The 18,299-nt window shown below is 53.8% G+C and carries 17 protein-coding genes and 1 riboswitch; of the genes, 6 read left to right on the top strand and 11 right to left on the bottom strand.

All coding sequences use genetic code 11. The annotated features are described in order from the left end of the window. Positions 1-86: 86 nt before the first annotated feature. From ahpF to STH12_RS00725, 4 genes are all read right to left on the bottom strand, one after another. Positions 87-1,661 (bottom strand): alkyl hydroperoxide reductase subunit F, encoded by a 1,575-nt coding sequence (ahpF, locus tag STH12_RS00740; RefSeq protein ID WP_126165785.1) that lies wholly within the window; start codon positions 1,659-1,661, stop codon positions 87-89. 93 nt (positions 1,662-1,754) lie between these two features. Continuing rightward, on the bottom strand, positions 1,755-2,324 hold the full coding sequence (gene ahpC / locus STH12_RS00735) for an alkyl hydroperoxide reductase subunit C (protein ID WP_011758735.1): 570 nt from the start codon (positions 2,322-2,324) through the stop codon (positions 1,755-1,757). Positions 2,325-2,530: 206 nt separating this feature from the next. Beyond that, positions 2,531-4,057 carry a leucyl aminopeptidase gene (locus tag STH12_RS00730; RefSeq protein ID WP_126165784.1) on the bottom strand — a complete coding sequence of 509 codons (1,527 nt, stop codon included), beginning with the start codon at positions 4,055-4,057 and terminating at the stop codon, positions 2,531-2,533. A gap of 136 nt (positions 4,058-4,193) precedes the next feature. Then, positions 4,194-4,940, bottom strand: coding sequence for a spermidine synthase (locus tag STH12_RS00725; protein WP_126165783.1), 747 nt, complete (start codon positions 4,938-4,940; stop codon positions 4,194-4,196). A 96-nt stretch (positions 4,941-5,036) separates the two neighbouring features. Here STH12_RS00725 and STH12_RS00720 point away from each other — a divergent pair, with 96 nt between their 5' ends. Then, positions 5,037-5,672 (top strand): mechanosensitive ion channel family protein, encoded by a 636-nt coding sequence (locus STH12_RS00720; RefSeq protein WP_126165782.1) that lies wholly within the window; start codon positions 5,037-5,039, stop codon positions 5,670-5,672. A 68-nt stretch (positions 5,673-5,740) separates the two neighbouring features. Here STH12_RS00720 and STH12_RS00715 read toward each other — a convergent pair whose 3' ends face one another. The 3 genes from STH12_RS00715 to fccA form a co-directional block, all read right to left on the bottom strand. After that, a complete protein-coding gene (locus STH12_RS00715; RefSeq protein ID WP_126165781.1) occupies positions 5,741-6,475 on the bottom strand; it encodes a dienelactone hydrolase family protein in 735 nt (244 codons plus the stop codon). A gap of 66 nt (positions 6,476-6,541) precedes the next feature. Continuing rightward, positions 6,542-7,531 (bottom strand): 2-hydroxyacid dehydrogenase, encoded by a 990-nt coding sequence (locus tag STH12_RS00710; RefSeq protein WP_126165780.1) that lies wholly within the window; start codon positions 7,529-7,531, stop codon positions 6,542-6,544. Positions 7,532-7,701: 170 nt separating this feature from the next. Further along, positions 7,702-9,483 (bottom strand): fumarate reductase flavoprotein subunit FccA, encoded by a 1,782-nt coding sequence (gene fccA, locus STH12_RS00705; RefSeq protein WP_126165779.1) that lies wholly within the window; start codon positions 9,481-9,483, stop codon positions 7,702-7,704. 362 nt (positions 9,484-9,845) lie between these two features. On the opposite strand from fccA, the gene STH12_RS00700 reads away from it, so the two are divergent. Genes STH12_RS00700 through STH12_RS00690 form a run of 3 tightly spaced genes read left to right on the top strand, consistent with a single transcriptional unit; the run spans position 9,846 to position 11,061 of the window. Beyond that, the gene (locus tag STH12_RS00700) at positions 9,846-10,256 is read left to right on the top strand and encodes a hypothetical protein (protein ID WP_126165778.1); all 411 of its coding nucleotides are present in this window, start codon (positions 9,846-9,848) and stop codon (positions 10,254-10,256) included. Further along, positions 10,253-10,771 carry a class I SAM-dependent methyltransferase gene (locus STH12_RS00695; protein WP_126165777.1) on the top strand — a complete coding sequence of 173 codons (519 nt, stop codon included), beginning with the start codon at positions 10,253-10,255 and terminating at the stop codon, positions 10,769-10,771. Before STH12_RS00700 ends, STH12_RS00695 begins: the two co-directional genes overlap by 4 nt. A 2-nt stretch (positions 10,772-10,773) precedes the next feature. Continuing rightward, entirely contained in the window at positions 10,774-11,061 is a 288-nt protein-coding gene (locus tag STH12_RS00690) for a hypothetical protein (protein ID WP_126165776.1), read from the top strand. A 260-nt stretch (positions 11,062-11,321) separates the two neighbouring features. Here the strand turns inward: STH12_RS00690 and STH12_RS00685 are convergent, their stop codons facing one another. Together STH12_RS00685 and STH12_RS00680 are read right to left on the bottom strand one after the other, a co-directional pair. Then, complete coding sequence (locus STH12_RS00685) at positions 11,322-11,510, bottom strand: hypothetical protein (protein ID WP_126165775.1); 189 nt, start codon at positions 11,508-11,510, stop codon at positions 11,322-11,324. Between the two features lie 293 nt (positions 11,511-11,803). Beyond that, positions 11,804-14,014 (bottom strand): winged helix-turn-helix domain-containing protein, encoded by a 2,211-nt coding sequence (locus STH12_RS00680; RefSeq protein WP_126165774.1) that lies wholly within the window; start codon positions 14,012-14,014, stop codon positions 11,804-11,806. A 156-nt stretch (positions 14,015-14,170) separates the two neighbouring features. Here STH12_RS00680 and rluA point away from each other — a divergent pair, with 156 nt between their 5' ends. Further along, complete coding sequence (gene rluA, locus STH12_RS00675; RefSeq protein ID WP_126165773.1) at positions 14,171-14,845, top strand: bifunctional tRNA pseudouridine(32) synthase/23S rRNA pseudouridine(746) synthase RluA; 675 nt, start codon at positions 14,171-14,173, stop codon at positions 14,843-14,845. 78 nt (positions 14,846-14,923) lie between these two features. Further along, a complete protein-coding gene (gene asnC / locus STH12_RS00670) occupies positions 14,924-15,385 on the top strand; it encodes a transcriptional regulator AsnC (RefSeq protein ID WP_126165772.1) in 462 nt (153 codons plus the stop codon). A gap of 71 nt (positions 15,386-15,456) precedes the next feature. Here the strand turns inward: asnC and STH12_RS00665 are convergent, their stop codons facing one another. Together STH12_RS00665 and lysC are read right to left on the bottom strand one after the other, a co-directional pair. Continuing rightward, positions 15,457-16,560: a succinylglutamate desuccinylase/aspartoacylase family protein gene (locus STH12_RS00665; protein WP_126165771.1), complete on the bottom strand. Its 1,104-nt coding sequence runs from the start codon at positions 16,558-16,560 to the stop codon at positions 15,457-15,459. After that, complete coding sequence (lysC, locus tag STH12_RS00660) at positions 16,560-17,918, bottom strand: lysine-sensitive aspartokinase 3 (RefSeq protein WP_126165770.1); 1,359 nt, start codon at positions 17,916-17,918, stop codon at positions 16,560-16,562. The genes STH12_RS00665 and lysC overlap by 1 nt, the downstream gene beginning before the upstream one ends. Before the next feature lie 138 nt (positions 17,919-18,056). Continuing rightward, positions 18,057-18,232, bottom strand: a riboswitch (Lysine riboswitch). Positions 18,233-18,299 lie beyond the last annotated feature (67 nt).

Below are 18,299 nucleotides of genomic sequence, written 5' to 3'. Positions count from 1 at the left end.
CGAACGGCCGACCTCGCCTGTGCGACCGGGGAATGAAAAAGCCGGCACTGGCCGGCTTTTTCACTGCGCATCAATAAGCGGTTAAATCAGGCGGCCTGGGTTGAAGCCTGCTCACCGTGACGGATGAGGTAATCAAAGGCACCAAGACTCGCCGTTGCACCACTGCCCATGGCAATGATGATTTGCTTGTAGGCTGAGTTGGTGACATCCCCGGCGGCAAACACACCTGGCAAGGAAGTCTGGCCGCGCTCATCCACGATAATTTCACCGCGGGGAGTCAGCTCCAGAGTGCCCTTGAGCCACTCGGTGTTCGGCACCAGACCGATTTGCACGAAGATCCCGGCCAGTTCCACACTGTGGCTGTCGCCGCTGCGACGGTCGGTATACACCAAGCCGATCACCTTGTTGCCATCGCCGCTCACTTCAGTGGTTTGCGCCTCGGTGATGATGTCGATATTGCCCATGGAACGCGCCTTGCGAACCAGCACTTCGTCGGCGCGCAGCTTGCTGTCAAACTCAAGCACAGTCACGTGTTCCACAATATTGGCCAAATCGATGGCGGCTTCAATACCTGAGTTACCACCACCAATCACAGCTACGCGCTTGCCCTTGAACAGTGGGCCATCGCAGTGCGGGCAGTAAGCCACGCCGCGGCCACGGTATTCTTTCTCGCCGGGCACGTTCATTTCGCGCCAGCGGGCACCGGTTGCCAGCAGTACGGTTTTACCTTCCAGCGTCGCGCCGCTTGCCAGCTCAACCTGATACAGGCCATTGCCATCGGCAGACTGACTCAGACGCACCGCTTTCTGGCTTTCCATGATATCCACTTCGTAGTCACGAACGTGGGCTTCAAGGCTTGCCACCAGCTTGGGGCCTTCGGTCGCTTTCACCGAAATAAAGTTCTCGATACCGACGGTTTCGGTAACCTGACCACCAAAGCGATCGGCAACCAAACCTGTGCTCAGACCTTTGCGGGCCGAGTAGATAGCGGCTGAGGCACCGGCAGGGCCTGCGCCCACAATCAACACCTCGAAAGGCGCTTTTTGCGTCAGCGCCTCGGCTTCGCGGGCACTGGCCTGGGTATCGACCTTGGCCAGAATTTCTTTCAGGCTGATACGGCCCTGGGCAAAGAGTTCACCATTGAGGTAAACCGATGGCACCGCCATGATCTGCCGTGATTCCACTTCGTCCTGGAACAGGGCGCCATCCACCATGGTGTTGCTGACCTTGGGGTTAAGGGCGGCCATCATGTTCAGCGCCTGCACCACATCGGGGCAGTTTTGGCAGGTCAAAGACACAAAAGTCTCGAACTTAAGCTCGGTCGGCAGGGCTTTTATCTGCTCAATTACCTCGGCATCCAGTTTCAGTGGATGACCGCCTGTGTGCAGCAGCGCCAGCACCAGCGAGGTAAATTCATGGCCCATGGGCAGACCGGCAAAACGAATGTCAGTGCCCTGGTCATTGGTCACCTGCATGGCAGGGGAGCGCTCGAGCCTGGCCTTGGTCACTGAAACCAACGGAGACAAGGAGGCGATGTCGTTGGCCAGGTCGAGCATTTCCTGTGACTTTTTGCTGTCATCGGCAGACACCACGAGTCTGACGTGCTGCCGTAAATTTTGCAGATAAGTCTTAAGCTGCTGTTTCAAATCCGCATTTAACATAGTGGCTCCAGATGCAAGCAAAGAAATTTGGGGAGAAAAGCTCCGGGCCAAATCAGGGGGCGGCCCGGAGCAAGGGTTGACGCGGTTTAGGGCTTAGATTTTGCCAACCAGGTCCAGTGAAGGAGCCAGAGTTTCATCGCCTGGCTGCCATTTGGCTGGGCATACTTCGCCGTCGTGGGTAGCAACGTACTGAGCAGCCTGGATTTTACGAACCAGCTCGCTGGCGCTGCGACCAATACCCAGGTCGTGGATTTCAGCTACTTTTACCTGACCTTCTGGGTTGATGACGAAGGTACCACGCAGGGCCAGGCCTTCTTCTTCAATCATCACGCCGAAGTTGCGGCTGATGATGCCGGTTGGGTCGGCCACCATCGGGAATTCAATCTTGTTGATGGTGTCAGAAGTGTCGTGCCATGCCTTGTGGGTGAAGTGGGTGTCGGTAGACACTGAGTACACTTCAACGCCCATGGACTGCAGCTTGGCGTAGTGGTCAGCCATGTCGCCCAGTTCAGTTGGACATACGAAGGTGAAGTCGGCTGGGTAGAAGAACACCACAGACCACTTGCCCAGCAGATCCTGCTCGGTCACAGGCACGAATTCGCCCTTGTGGAAAGCTGTGGCTTTGAATGGCTTGATGGTGCTGTTGATGATTGATTGAGTCATGTTTTGCTCCTTTATAAACAAACGCTTGGTTCAGTGAATTTGTCAGGGCAACTGGCTGGCGCCCCGTCGATGGAGAGCATATTAGCCAAGGACTTCAATCATTGATAACGGATAAAAGCTATCACCTTAATCGATTTTTTATTTGAACCAATCGAAAAAAAGGGAAAACCCTGGTTTTCCCTTTTTAATGATTAGCGATTGCGGTTTCAGTTACCGGCTTGCCCGGTCAACCAGTGGCTCAGCAAGCGCACGCCAAAGCCGGTGGCACCGGCCGGGCTCAGCGGTTTTTCTGCAGAGGACAAAGCGTTACCTGCGATGTCGATGTGGGCCCAGGGCTGCTCCCCGGCAAAACGCTGCAGGAACATAGCGGCAGAGGATGCGCCCGCACTGCCTTCGGCGCCGGTGTTTTTCAGATCGGCAATGCTGGATTTGAGCTCATCACCATAGGCTTTATCCAGCGGCAGACGCCACAGCTTCTCACCCACGGCGGCACCGGAAGCCGTCAGACCTGCAATCAGGCTTTCATCATCACTGAACAGACCCGCATATTCACGGCCCAGGGCACGCACCTTGGAGCCCGTGAGGGTAGCCACATCTATCATCAGCTTGGGCTGATACTGGGTACGGGCATACCACATGCCATCGGCCAGAATGAGACGGCCCTCAGCATCGGTGTTCATCACTTCCACGCTCAGGCCCTGGGCGGTTTGCACCACGTCACCGGGGCGCAGCGCATCGCCGGACACCATGTTCTCTGCCAGTGGCAGCACCGCCACCAGATTGACCTTGGCCTTTTGCATCGCCATGGCTTTCACTGTACCCAGAATGGCAGCGGCACCGGCCATATCGGATTTCATGTGCGAAATAGAGCCGCCGGACGCCTTGATGTTATAGCCACCCGAATCGAAGGTGATGCCTTTACCCACCATGGCCACAGGTGCGCCTTCGGCACCTTCCCAGTGCGCCACCACCAAGCGAGGGCCGCGCAGGCTGCCCTTACCCACACCCATCAGGGCCCCCATGCCCAGCTTCTGGATGCCCTTGGGCTCGATCACTGTTACTTTTACACCCAGGGACTTGAGCTTTTTAGCCTCAATGGCAAAGTCTTCCGGCGTCATATCCCCGGCAGGGGTGTTCACCAGATCCCGGGCTAATGCGACACCGGCTTCAACTGCCGACAGGCGGGCATACTCAGCACTGGCAGCTTTGGCCTCGGTCAGAGCAAAGCGCAGCTTGCGCTCGCTCGCTTCTTTAGTGACATAACGGCCGAACTCATAACCCTTCAATTTGACGCCATGGGCCACTTCCGCAGCCAGATTGGCGGCATTGGGCGTTCCCTCGGCAATCAGGGTGATGCGGGTGTCTTTATGGGCTGCCAGCTTATCTGCGAGCTTACCGCCCAGATTATTGAGTTCGCCGTCGGTCAGCTTGCCATCACCCAGCCCCATCACCAGGATCCGGTTCAGCTGACTGCCGGCAGGCGCCAGCACTTCCAGCATTTTTCCCTCTTCGCCATCGAACTGATTAACCTGCATAGCCCGCTCGAGGTGAGTCAGGCTGCCGTCATTCAGCACCCGGGCGCCGGGGAAGTCGGTATTTTGTACTTTGAACAGCACCAGGGTCTCGCCCTGAGTATTCAATTCATTGGAAAAGCTCACTTTGTCGGCCAGAGCAGGCATGGACAACAAAGAAGCAAACAGCACAGCAAGTGTGGATTTGGAGGTTTTAAGCATGGGGTTCACACCTTGTTATTATGGGACGCGCAAGCATAACAAAGGTGTATTTTGAGGTTAACCCGCGAAGTGCCGCCCTTAACACCGGCTTACAATTTTCTACCTGGGCGTAACCTTTAACATCTGCCCCTAAGGATTAGCCGCCCCAGGGACCAAAGCTCATGGAAGCGCGTCCAACGGTGAAACCAAGACGATTGGACAGCTCGGCCCGGGCCTGTTTAAGGCCTTCTTCACGCAGCACGCCCGGGATTCTTGACGCAAATATTACCCAGTTGCCACCACTCGACAAGCTGGCATACACCTCAGCAAACTCCTGTTTCAGCAGCGTTTGCAGCGCCAAATTGTCTCTGTGCTCTTTCCAGCAATTGAGCACCAACATGCCATCGGCCTTGAGCAATCGCAGCGCGCCGGCAATAAAAGCCGGGCTCATCTGCTGCTCGTCCACCCCATCAGCGCCATAGATATCGGCATACACAATATCGACCCGTTTGTGCTCGGCTGACTCGAGAAAAACCTTCGCATCCCCTTCAAACAGCTGCAGTTTTTTACCTACCGGCAGGAAAAAGTAGCGCTTGGCCACGTCGATGACTTCGTGCCTCAGCTCCACCGCACTGATCTTCATCGCCCCATCGGCATGGCGTAATGCATGCACCAGAGCACCGCCCCCAAGGCCAAGCACCAAAGCGCTGCGGGGCGACTTATACATCAGGGATTCGAGCATCACCTGCACGTAGGAGTGTTTGGGGATATGAGGGGTACGGATGTCGAGCTTACTCTGCTCATCGTTATCGCCAAACGACAGCACCCGCAGGCCATCGCCTTCGAGTACCAGCACTGGCCCGTGGGCATCCTGGCTTTGGTAAATCAGCTTATAGTCGGACAATTTATCGCGGTTCCGGGCAAAAAAGCACTTCTCTATCGGCCGCAGCACTCAGTAAAATCTGCGCTTTATGCCAAGGGTTTTCGGGGCCTCCATTTTATGACAAATCAAATCCTTCTTGCCTGTTTTTATTTGGCTGCTTTCTATTTTATCCAACGAAACCTCAAGTATATGGTGCAGCGACTGGCGGACAAAAAGCAGGTCAGCGCGGCCCGCACCAGCATGGTGACCCGTTTTCTGACATCGGTGCTGTTTTTTATCACCCTGTCGCTGATGGCGGTGTCTTTGGGGCTGGGCTATCACGATGTGGCGCTGTTTGTGTCATCCGCCTTTGCGGTGCTGGGGGTGGCGCTGGTTGCCCAGTGGTCGATTCTCAGTAACCTTACCGCCGGTGTGCTGATTTTCTTCGTATTTCCGTACCGGATTGGCGATCGCATCAAGGTGGTGGACAAGGATGAGGACATCCGCGGCATTATCGAAGAAATCGCCCTGTTCCATGTGCTGATAAAAAGGGACGATGGCAACCTTATCACCTACCCCAACAGTCAGATCTTGCAAAAGTCGGTAATTAAGCTTTTAAATCCAGAAGCTTACGAACCCAAACCCCAGGTGCTGCCTCAGGTGGATGAAAAAAAGACCGAGAGTGCGCCTGCCGCTACAACCGCAAATGCAGCCAGCAACACAGCTTCTTCGGGTACACCTGTACCGCCATCAGTACCGCCAAGCGCCTCCTGAAACCACGACAAGGCATTCTGCTCAAACAAAAAACGCGGCCACCGGCCGCGTTTTTCATCAGGAAAGACTCAAAGGGTATTTTTAAACAGCGCTATCGCCTTTTGGTACATCTCCAGCGCCAATGCCGGGTCGTGGCGGGCATCGCCATCGCGCATAAAGGCGTGCTCTCCATTGACCTCAAGCCAGGTATAACGGCTCTGACAGTCCTCGAGATTTTGCTGAATGCGGCGCCGGCCTTCGGCGGGCACATGGGGGTCTTGCTTGCCAAACACCATATAAAGCTCACCGCGGATGTCTCTGGTGCGCGACAGCGAATCATTGCCCGCCTGGCTGGGAATGGTGCCTGAGTGAATGTCTGTGGCATACAAACAAAAAGCTGCTGCCACGTCCGGATTTACCGCAGCACGGTAAGCCAGATGGCCACCGATACACACTCCCATGGCGCCCACTTTGCCGCGGCACCAGGGCTGGCTGCGGGCAAAGTCGACCATGGCGACTGTGTCGCTGTCATGACTTTCCAGCGGCTTGGTGGCTTTGTCGCTGTTGCCCTTGTCCTTGCCGACATCATCGTAACCAAGCACGGTTCCGGCCGGATTAAGCTCGTGGAAAATCTCGGGGACCAGCACCGCAAAGCCATGACCGGCAAGCACCGTGGCCATGCGGCTGATGGGAGCGGTTTCCTGAAAGATTTCAGAGTAAAAGATGATGGCAGGAAAACTGCCTTCGGCCACAGGACGATAGACACGGGTCTGCATTGGACCCGTTGCCGTGGTGAGGGTGTAAAGTTCGCTAAGGACGCGCATAAGACCTCCAGGGCTTGAGATTGCCAACAATCTAGCAAGCCCAAGGTCTTGTGTCAGCGCAGAATGTCAGAAAAGTTCGTTTCCGCTGCGCTCGCCACTGAGTGCCGCCTGCACATTGGTTAAGGTAGTATGGGCGATGGCGCCCAGGGCTTCTTCAGTTAAAAACGCCTGGTGGCCCGAGAAAACCACGTTGTGGCAAGCCGACAAGCGGCGGAACACATCGTCCTGGATCACTTCGTTGGACTTATCTTCGAAGAAGAGTTCCTTTTCGTTTTCATACACATCCAGACCCAAAGCGCCGATTTGACCGGTTTTGAGCGCTTCCATGGCATCTATGGCATTGAGCAGCCCACCACGGCTGGTATTGATGACCATGGCGCCGGGCTTCATTTTAGCGAAGGTATCGGCGCGCAGCAGGTGGTGGTTCTCTTTGGTGAGCGGGCAATGCAGGCTGACCACATCACACAGGGGGAAGAGCTCATCGAGACTCAGATATGGCACGCCCAGCGCTTCAACCGCCGGGTTGGGGTATGGGTCAAACGCAAGCACCTTACAGCCAAAGCCCAGCAGGATGCGGATGGTCGCCAGACCAATCTTGCCGGTACCAACCACCCCCACGGTTTTGCCATGCATGTTAAAGCCAACCAGTCCTTCGAGGGAAAAGTTGGCGTCGCGGGTACGCTGATAGGCCTTATGGATCTTACGGTTAAGGGTTAGCATCAGCGCAACCGTGTGCTCGGCAACAGACTCAGGCGAGTAAGCAGGTACGTTCACCACTGTCATTCCCAGGCGTTTGGCTTCATCGAGGTCGACATTGTTAAAACCGGCGCAGCGCATGGCAATGACCCGGGTGCCATTGGCATGCAGCTCATTCAGCACCTCGGCCGACAGCTCGTCGTTAACGAAGGCGCAGATCACCTCAAAGCCATAGGCCAGTTTCACCGTTTGCATGCACAGCCGCGAATCGAAGTATTCGATGTGGGCACCGAAGCCCACATTGGTCCGGTCAAAGTGCTGCATATCGTAGTGTTTGGCGCTGAAGAATCCGATTTTCATGGGAAAGTCCTGAGAATTGCGTGAATGGCCGCAGTGTAAGCCAATTCTGCATGGCTGTCGTCGCCAGAAAGGTGAAGCGGATCACCTTTGCTGCGCAAGGGCCATAAAAAAGCGGCCCCGAGGGGCCGCCTGACGTTGGGCAATCGAATGCCCCTCCGTGCTAAGGGAGATTAGTGATCTTTGGCGTATTGGGCCGCCTGGGCACCGGCGATACGACCGAAGGTCACGATATCGGAGATGGCGTTACCACCCAGACGGTTGGCGCCGTGTACGCCACCGGTCACTTCACCGGCTGCATACATACCGCCGATAAGCTTGCCGTCTTTGCCGACTACTTCAGCCTTGGTATCGATTTTCACGCCGCCCATGGTGTGGTGCACCGCAGGCGCCACTTCGATTGCATAGAAAGGCGCAGTGGCCAGTTCACGCGGCAGGTTGGCGCGCTCGAACTGCTCATCCTTACCGGATTTCACAAAGCCATTGTAACTGGCAATGGATTTTTCCAGCTCGGCAGCTGGCATAGCCAGTTTATCGGCCAGCTCTTTCACGGTTTTGCCTTCGTTAACAATCTTCAGGTGGATGTAGCCTTCGATTTTGCTCAGGCTCTTACGCACTGAATCATCGAACACCAAATACGCACTTTCACCTTTCTGAGCCAGAATGGCGGCAGAGGCTTTGTCGCGGGTGGTGATTTCGTTGACGAAACGCTTACCTTCACGGTTCACCAGAATGGCACCGTTACCACGCACAGCTTCGGTCACCATCACACCGCCCACAGGGCTGTAGGTTGGGTGAGCCTGCACGTATTCCAGATCCACAGTGTCAGCACCGGCGTGGGTTGCCACGTCCAGACCGTCACCGGTCGCACCCGGATGGTTGGTGGCCTTGAAGCCTTTGAGTTTGGCATCGTACTTGGCAACGCGGTCGTTGTTCTTGGCGAAACCACCGGTAGCAACCACCACAGCGTCAGCCTTGATCACGTAGTAACCAGTGTAAGCACCCTGAACCAGTACGCCAGTTACCTTACCACTGCCATCTTCAAGAATGCGTACCACACGGCTGTTGAGGCGGATATCCGTGTCGCGGGCCACTGCGGCATCCCACAGCACCTGCGCCACGTGGGCACCCACACCGGCACCACCGGTTGGACGGTGACTGCGGTTAACACTGGCGCCACCCATGCGACCCACGTCGTTCATATCGGCACCCAGTGCGGTGAGCCAATCGATGGAGTCGGAAGAGTTGTTGGCCAGCACTTTTACCAGCTCAGGATTGTTGATGTTACGGCCACCTTTCATGGTGTCGTCAATCATGATCTGTTTCTTGTCCTGGATACCAAGCTTAGCCTGAGGCTTGGTTTCGGCGGCGTTCATACCACCGGCAGCCAGCTTGGTGTTACCACCTGGAACCGGCTCTTTTTCAAGCACAATAACTTTTACGCCGGCGTCACGGGCAGAAACAGCTGCGGCCAGACCCGCACCACCTGAGCCTATAATGACAACGTCGGTGCTCTCGCGTGGGCCAGCGGCAATGGCTTTGTCCTGGGCTGCTTTTTCAGCATCCACAGGTACAAACTTGCGTTCCCACTTGCCACCGAAAGGCATGTCATAACCGAAGTTATGGCAAGCATCACAGTAGGTCACTGATTTTTCGTGACCTTTGTGGCAGCTGGTACAAGCAATATCACCGATGAGGTGAGATTGGTGAGGAGACACTATGCCTTCGCGCTCTCCACCGGCCACTTCTTTCAGATCGCCGTGACAGCTCACGCACTGGGCGTTTTCATGGGTCAGGTTATCGTTGGTTGGGCCCTTGTCGGTTTGGTGACAGCTGTCGCAGCCGTTATCACCATGGAAATCGGCCAGATTGTCTGCATTGGCCCAGGCAGTGCCGGCCATGACCCCAGAGATCATGACAGCCAGCATGGTTTTTTTCATCGCTCCCGTGAACATAAGTGTTCCTCCAAAACTACTTATTAAGAGGTATTTTTGCGGCGTGTTTTACACTTAATTAATGGTTATATACGGAGTAAAACGCTAACCTGCGATGAAATGGTAGCACTATCTAAAGAGGTATTTTTCTCGGTGCCGTCACAGTCTTTCCCAACTTGTATCAATCATTGTCAGTATTTGCTGGGTACCCCGAGGTTTTGTCGTGTTGATTGAACAAGATCACAGCGACTTATATAAAAATGCCTGACAGGCAACACTTTACAAAGAAAAGATGGCTCGGAGTTCAGCAAACTGCCGACAACAACTCCCCAGCAATGTCTCATGCTGTTATGCTGCGTTTTTTAGCGCGTGGGGGCAGCACTGTGGCCGACAAAGAACTCTCTGAAAAACGCTTTTGGGTGCAACGGATAAGCAAAACCGCCTTGCGGGCCGTGCACCTGCTGGGGATTTGTGGCGTGGGTGGCGGAGTGCTCCTGGGAGTGGCCAAGCCCGAGTGGCAGAATTTCTGGCTGCTGGCCATGCTCAGCGGCAGTGCCCTGATGGGCTGGGAAATACTCCGCGACTGGCGCTGGCTTATCCAGCTCAAAGGCGTACTGACGCTACTTAAGCTCCTGCTGCTGAGCTTGTTTATTCCCTTCCCCGACCATAAAGCCGAGATTTTTGTGGCGATACTGCTATTGTCGGTACTGGTATCCCACGGCCCGGCGGGGCTTAGGCACTATTCAATCTGGCACAGAAGACGCATTGAAAGCCGGAAGGAAATCAAGGGATGAACGCGCCTGCATCCCCTCTGTTTGACAGGTTTGCACATCTGTTTTCGGCAGATACTCCCCTCACAGTGCTCGATGTGGCCTGCGGCAGCGGCCGCAATGGCGCCTGGTTTCTGGCGAGGGGCCACGAGGTGTGCTTTCTGGATATCGACCTGCAGCGACTCGAAGACGAGCTTAAGCAGCATACCCGCAGTCAACTGCTAGCACGCGATTTGGAAATGCCTCCTCAGGCGCCGCTTGGTCAATTCGACCTGGTCCTGGTATTCAACTATCTGCACCGGCCATTGTTTGCGCTGCTTGAAGCGGCGGTGAAACCCGGCGGCTTGCTGATTTATGAAACCTTTACTCATCAACAGGCGCTGATTGGCAGGCCGCGCAACCCTGATTTTTTGCTTGAAGACGCTGAACTCAAGCAGCGCTTTGCCCATTGGCAACAAGTGTATTATGGTGAGCAAACGCCGGTTGAAGGCGACGGTGCCTTCAAGGCAAGCATCATTTGCCGTAAACCCATGGACTGAACATGTTTCCTTACCCAGAACAATACCGAAACGCGCTGCCACCGCTTATTACCGCCTTTATCGTGGTGTGGGCCATACTCGGGCGCGCCATCACCGGCCAGGGTAACCCACTGTTTTACTATCCTCTGCTGGTGATGTACCCCGTCATCCTTTGCGCTCATCTTTGGCTGATTTGGCATTCCAAGGGGATGAAACGGCTCGATCAGGGCTTTTATGCGCTGGTACACGGCATCCTGGCATTTGTGGTCTGGACCTTTGCCATTATGCATCTGCGGGATATGGGGATTTAAACGCTGAAAATAAAAGTGGCACCCAGGTTACCCAAGGTGCCCACTTTGGCGGAAAGGGAGATTTAGTCGTCCTGTTGGTCAAGCAAACATGATTCCTCGGACGCAAGAACCACATTGATAAACACGTAGTAGATTATGAATAATCCACTCAGTGTCCCCACGACATAAAGACTGATAGACCACATCTGCTATCCTCCTGAATCTCGCAGGTATTTAATTAACAACCAAGGCCATTAACTAACATTCGTGAATAATTAAAATTACAGTTCGTTATTTACCGCTGGTGCTTCGTCAACACGGTAGATATAGCACTCAGGGAATGGCTCACACATAGAAACTTTTATCGTTTGCTCTTGCTCTGCAGCATCTTGCTTAACAAACATAAAAGGCATGGCTACGGCTGAAGTAAAAACTGCACCAGCCAAGAGGTGATTGATATACTTTTTCATTGCGTTGACTCCAACCGATTAATTTATAATTTACGAACAGAATTATTATATTTTTCGTAACATTCAACGCTTGCTGTTAAAGCGTTGAACGAAATTTAAGTGTCAACCAACTTGGCCACGGGGATGCGCCATTGCTTTTTGCGACCAGCGGATTAGCAAATCAAAGCGACTCAGGGTAAGGCGTCTTTGTTGTGCGCAACCAAGTCGGCTGACGGGGATAACGATAGGAAACCCAGCGCAGAAACGCGACAATGAAAAGATGATGAAAACCTTACTAACCAGTAACTAACTGATTAGTTTAAATAAACAACGTCAGTGTTTGAGTTGGTGAGAACTGAAAGTAAGATTTTCCTGTCCTTAGACATCGACATGTTTCGAAGAGAAAGGTGTTTTACATTGATGTCCACGCGAACTTTTTCGTTAGTGTTAACTGACTGGCGAGTTAGGTAGAATTGCCCATCATCCTTTTCCAGGTACCACATGTCTTTATTATCTACGAGCCAAGACTCAGAAAACACTGGTGTAAAATCCTCAGTAATAAGCTTCTCCACACCATTCTTCAGCGACCAAGTACCACGCACATGTTTCTTTGAGAAGTAGAAATCACCAGTAGCCCAATCATATTTTCCTGAGTAACCACCAATCACCAAAACTCTCAACTCTTCTCCAGAAAATGCATTTACGAGTTTTATTTTTCCGCTGGAGTCAGAAAGATCTGTCATGACTAATTCGCCATGCTTAATGCCAAAAGATATATTTCTTACCATTGTCATATTGGGGACCATATTTAAATGAGCCGTAGCCAGGTCTAACGTAAAGGCCGCGCCATTGATAGAACCTGCAACCATGCTGCCATCCATTGAGAAAGACAACTCATCAATATATGAGAAACGTTTTAAGTCTGTTAGCTTGTGCTCTACCCCATCAAACTCTCGCATCCAAATCTGAGGTAAGCCAGTCTTGGTGGAAACGAAGACTGCTCTGCTGCCATCCGGGCTTATAGCCCCTCTATAATCTCTGCGACTTGAAGAAATCCACGGTTTGGGGCTGGAGTCGGTGGTCATTGGGGAGTCCCACAGCCAGATTTCTTCTTCCACCAGTTCACCTACTACCGCTGTAACCTGCCCCCGGGCGTTGGACTTGGGTGAATTGATTTCCTGCAAAATTTTAGTAATACGGGTGACCTGGCCGGAGGCTAAATCATACTGGTGTAGCTGCCCTTCTTCAGCACGATAGATGAGGCTTTTTCCGTCACCACTCCAGGCGATACTGCGAAGTGGATAGCCCACCTTATGCAGGCTGCGCCACTCTCCGGATGAGAAGGTAAACAGCATAATTTGGGTATCTGACCAGCCCGAGTTACGCAGTACCGCCAGCTGGCTTCCGTCAGGAGACAAAGCAAAGCTCAGGTCTCCTCGTCCGGTAATATGAGGTTGACTTATCTGCTCTTTTTGCAAGGTATCCAAATCAAGACGGTAGATTTTCTTGAAGTCCTCGATACTGGCTGAGTCTATGTAAAACAGCTGCCGTCCGTTGAAGGTCAATGCGCTTGATTGATTGGTCGCTCCGCAGGAGCCCACTATCTGCTCATCTTGAGAAGCAATATCGACCAGCACTAACTCGCACCTTGCTACTCCATCATAGCGAAGGTAGGCCAGATGACGCCCGTCCTCCGCCCATGCCGGATATCGACCATTCATCTTTCCGAGAAAGCTGCCTGCTACGTGAGAAACAACGCCCGTACGTAAATCCTGGACCAGCACTCGCCATCTTTCTTCATTCAATGGCCGAAATGAAAACGCCAGCAGAGATCCATCCGGAGACAAAATCGGGTCAACCTCTTGCCCATCCAGCGAAGTCAGCGGCTCAAGAGAGGCAATCACATCTTTAATAGGGGAGATATTTTCAATCGGCGGCGCTTTGCTGAAATACTGAATACCACCCATGATAGCCAGTGACACCGTAAGGCCTGCCAGGGCATAACCCAACAATCTGCCACTGCGGGAACTGCCATGCCGGGGAGTTTTAACAGGAGTAGCAAGCTGCTGGTTGATATGGTTTGGTGCCTGGTCATAGGTTACAGCTTCAAAGGCAGGCTTGTTTTCGGTTTCAGCCTTGCCGGGAAGCGTCGCGGCTGTATGGCTCTCAGGAACAGAAACTGCCGGCTTTAGCAGAGGCGTATTGATTTGCTCAATCTCGGCCACCACCAGATAACCCACCTTGGGCACGGTTTTAATGACTTTCTGACTGCGGGCATCATCACCGAGGGCGCTGCGAAGCAGGGCAATGATTCGATTGATAGCGTTGTCAGAAACAACACCACCGCGCCACACTTCTTTAATGAGCTCATCCCGGCTCACAGGGCGACCGGCACGTTCAAGCAGGCACACCAGCACCTGCATTACGCGCAATTCCAGCTTGGTATCTATGCCTTCCCGAGAAACCACGCAACGCTCGGGCACAACAAGGTACTCGCCCAAGCGATATTTATTATTATTAAACATGCCGTTCGCTTTGTTACTTTAGTTTTATCTTTCTGTATTTAATCAATATCGGTGCCTGAGGGGAAGCGGCAGCACACATCTATCTTTTCATTGAACTTGCCGCTGTGGTTACCCTTGGGTATCTTTAGCGCCCCAAAGACCGTATCGAGACCGCAAATGGACGATTTTGTTTACAATCCACCCTGCGAACCCTGGCTGGAAATTTTGCACCAGGACAAGGACATCATCGTTATCAATAAGCCCAGCGGCATCCTCTCGGTGCCGGGTCGCGATCCTATTCATTACGACAGTATCTGGTCACGGATAAAGGCTGAACACCCCAACAGCCAGGTCGTGCATCGTCTGGATATGGCCACCTCCGGTGTCATGGTCTATGCCCTGCGAAAAAGTGCCGAAAGCGAACTCAAGCGCCAGTTCCGTGACAGGGAAACCCACAAAATTTACTATGCGCGGGTTGCAGGCCACGTTAAGCAAGACACCAGCGTAAATCTGCCACTTATCTGTGATTGGCCCAACCGCCCCAAACAAAAGGTCGATCACCAGATAGGTAAACCTTCACTCACCCATGTGGAAGTCGTCAGCTACGGCAAGCGCTCCACGCTGGTGAAGCTCACCCCCATCACCGGCCGCAGTCACCAGCTCAGGGTACATATGATGGCCCTTGGGCACCCCATCCTGGGTGATGGCTTCTATGCTGACCCGCTGGCGAAGTCTCTTGCAGACCGTCTGCTGCTGCATGCAGCCAGTCTCAGCTTCACACATCCTTATTCGGCCGAGCCACTGACCTTCGAAGCCGAAGTGCCGTTCGCCGAGCCGATTGGTGAGCAGTAAAGTCACCTTTTCGCTGGAAAATTCACACTAAAGCCCGTAAATTATTGTTCAATCATTTGGTAGTTAGAGCAGTAAGCAGTGGATACATCATTTCAGCGTGACCAGTTGGACAATCAGATCCTCGAGGCCCTGATGGCCGATGCCCGCACTCCCTTTGCCGAACTGGCCAAACGATTCGGCGTCAGTGCGGGTACCATCCATGTGCGGGTCGAAAAGATGAAGCAGGCCGGCATCATCACCGGCGCGCAAATTACGGTAAACCCCAAGGCACTGGGCTACGATGTGTGCTGTTTTATCGGCATTAATCTGAAAAGTGCCGGCGATTACCCTGCCGCCATAGCCAAACTCAATGCCCTCGAAGAAGTGGTAGAAGCTTACTACACCACCGGCAACTACAGCATTTTCGTCAAAGTCATGTGTCAGTCTATCGACAGCCTGCAACATGTGCTGATTAACCGCATTCAATCCATTGCCGAAATTCAGTCCACCGAGACCTTAATAAGCCTGCAAAATCCGATTGTCCGAGCGGTAAAGCCCTGATCCAACTCAGGCACTACAAGGCTTAAAAACAAAAACACCGGCACTATGTCCGGTGTTTTTGTTTAACTGACTCAAAGCTCAAAGACTTTGGTCATCACCTTATAAAGCTCGGTGCCCTGGTGTACCGAGGCCGATGCAAAATGCAGTATCGGCACCCCGTCCTCAGGCAATTTAAGCGGCGTCAGTTCCTCGCCGGTGCCGTACAAATCCAATCTGAGCAGATTCACCAGCGGCTCACCCGCCTTCATCGGCACGCCTACCTTTCCGAGATACTCCACCATCCCTGCCTTGGGCGCATGGAATTTACGGTAATTCTTCAGAAAGCAGCCAAAGCGCTTCATTGGCTTGGGCAGCACTTTCTCGGCAATCACCCCGCGGTGGCTAAGATACGCCAGAATACCTTCGGCATCTTCCAGGGCATCATCAAGATCGATACGCTCCTGACTGCCAAGCTCCAGAGTAAACGCCGAGACTTTCACCCCCAGTTCGCGGCCACGGCTCGAGGCCACCTCCGCCAGCGTCCACCAGGGCACAAAAGCCGCCTCATCCATGGCGCCGCCGAAACTGTTGGGGATCAGCAAGGTATAAGGAATCGAGAAAAACTGCGCCGCATCACGCTCATATTCAGGGCAATACAAGTGTTTGCACGACTTGGGGCCGGTATGCAAATCCAGCACTATATCGGCCCTGTGCGCCATCGACTGCAAGGTTACCGCAAGCCGGTGCCCTGTGGTCACGCCCCAAGGATCCCCAAGCTTTCGGGCGCACTCTTCCACCAAAGTGGCCCGAAACGCCGTTACCAGCGCCTCATCATCCAAATGGGCATGTTCCTGATACCAGACTTCGATATTAAAGCCATGGTCGAGATACTCGCGGTTCCAGTTCACGCCAGTAATGGGATCAAAGCGGCCCAGGGTAAACTCGCCACTCTTCTGATTTATTCCCAAAGGATTTGCCAGCGGCACCAACTGGATATCTCCCAGCAGCTCGTAGTGCTCCAGCAGCTTCATCAGCTGATAGATCACGGCGTTGCCCTGTACCTCGGCGCCGTGCACATTTGCCTGAATGTAAACACTCGGGCCCTTGCCCTTACCACTGAAACGGTAAACCGGCAGCGACAGCGGCTGACCTGCAGCCAGCTCGCCCACCCGGACTTCGTGCTTATCAACCCGCATCAGGCCTGACCTTCAAACAGATTTTCGTGCAGTGCTTTCACCACCTGCGCCGCTTCGCTCTCAGCCACCAGCACGCACAGATTATGTGGGCTGGCGCCCTGGCAAATCATCCGCACATTGTGGGGCTCGAGCACGGTAAACACCTGACGGCAAATGCCCGGCGTGCTGGCGATGCGGTTACCGATAATGGCCACCAGCGCCAGGTTATCTTCAACCCGCACCCGGCAATGCTGCGACAACTCCTGCAGCAGCGCCTCACTCAGCAGGCCGCTGCCGGTGGAGTCTGAACCGGTTTTATCCAGCGTCAGCGACACGTTCACTTCAGAGGTGGTGATAAGGTCAACCGAAATCTTATGACGCGCAAGAGTGGCAAAGGTTTCCGCCAAAAAGCCGCGGGCATGCAGCATCTGCAGGCTGTGCAGGTTCAACAGCGTCTGATCGCGGCGCACCGCAACGGCACGATAGGTCGGCGGATTGTCCACCTGATGACGGATCCAGGTGCCACCCTTTTCCGGCGCCTTACTTGAGCCCACAAACACCTGAATTTGCTGACGAACGGCTGGCAAAATCGTCGCTGGATGCAGTACCTTGGCGCCGAAGGTGGCCATTTCTGCCGCTTCGTTAAAACTGATTTCGGCGATAGGACGCGCATTGGGCGCAAGGCGTGGGTCTGTGGTGTAGATACCAGCCACATCGGTCCAGATCTCTACCGCATCGGCCCGCAGCGCCTCGGCCAACAAAGCCGCCGAATAATCGCTGCCACCACGGCCAAGGGTGGTGGTTTGGCCGTCGGCATCGGCACCGATAAAGCCCTGGGTCACCACAATCTGGCTTGCCAGTAGCGGCAATAAAAAGTCACGTGACAGCGAAGCAATGTCTTCAATCTGCGGCTCTGCGCGGCCAAAGTGGCTATCGGTACGCATCACCTGCCGCACATCGAAGCTAACACTACTGGCGCCCTTTTCACGCAGCACGGCGGCAAAAATCAATGACGAGCACTGCTCGCCCATGGACAGCAGCTCATCCATAATCGATTTGCTGCGATTAAGGATAAGTGACTCACTGAGCACAGAAATACGCGACAGCAGGCTGTCGAGCGCAGCAGCCACATCCTGTGGGCGGCTCAGTTTGTCGAGGATCGCGTATTGGATTTGGGCAATTTGCTTCAGCAGTTGCAACCGACGCTCATCGGTCACAGTGGCCTGGGTGAGTTCCACCAGCAGGTTAGTCACACCGCTGGATGCACTGACGACCACCAGCCGGGTCGCAGCATTGGCCAGCACTATATCGGCGCAGCGGGACATAGCGTCAAAATCGGCAACAGAGGTACCGCCAAACTTGGCAACAACAAGAGACATCAGCACACCTCCGTCGACGGCGAATAGACGAAAGCAGCAAATTGATTGGTAAGGGTTTTCATGTGTTAGCTCCGAACTGACTTCGTTCGAAGAGCCTGGTGCAAAGATTCGGCACCCCAAAAGGAGGGAAAAGCGATCGTCACCAGAAGCTCTCCACCAAATTACAGGTGACAATCGTCAGGATTCAGCCTGAACGACCGACATGGACCGCTTACCCCGCAGTGCACGCCTCGGCGCCAATCTCCCTCGCAAGCCGTCGTTGGAGTGGGTACTCCTCTGACTCGCTACCTAGTTGACGCTCCTCTTCTGTGCCTTCCATTGGAAGGGACGAAAAAAGTAGCAATAAAGACCTAATCAAGTCAATCCGAAATTACCCAACTT

The sequence above is a fragment of the Shewanella khirikhana genome (assembly GCF_003957745.1).
Lineage (GTDB): Bacteria > Pseudomonadota > Gammaproteobacteria > Enterobacterales > Shewanellaceae > Shewanella > Shewanella khirikhana.
This window is presented reverse-complemented; position numbering and strand designations above follow the sequence as displayed.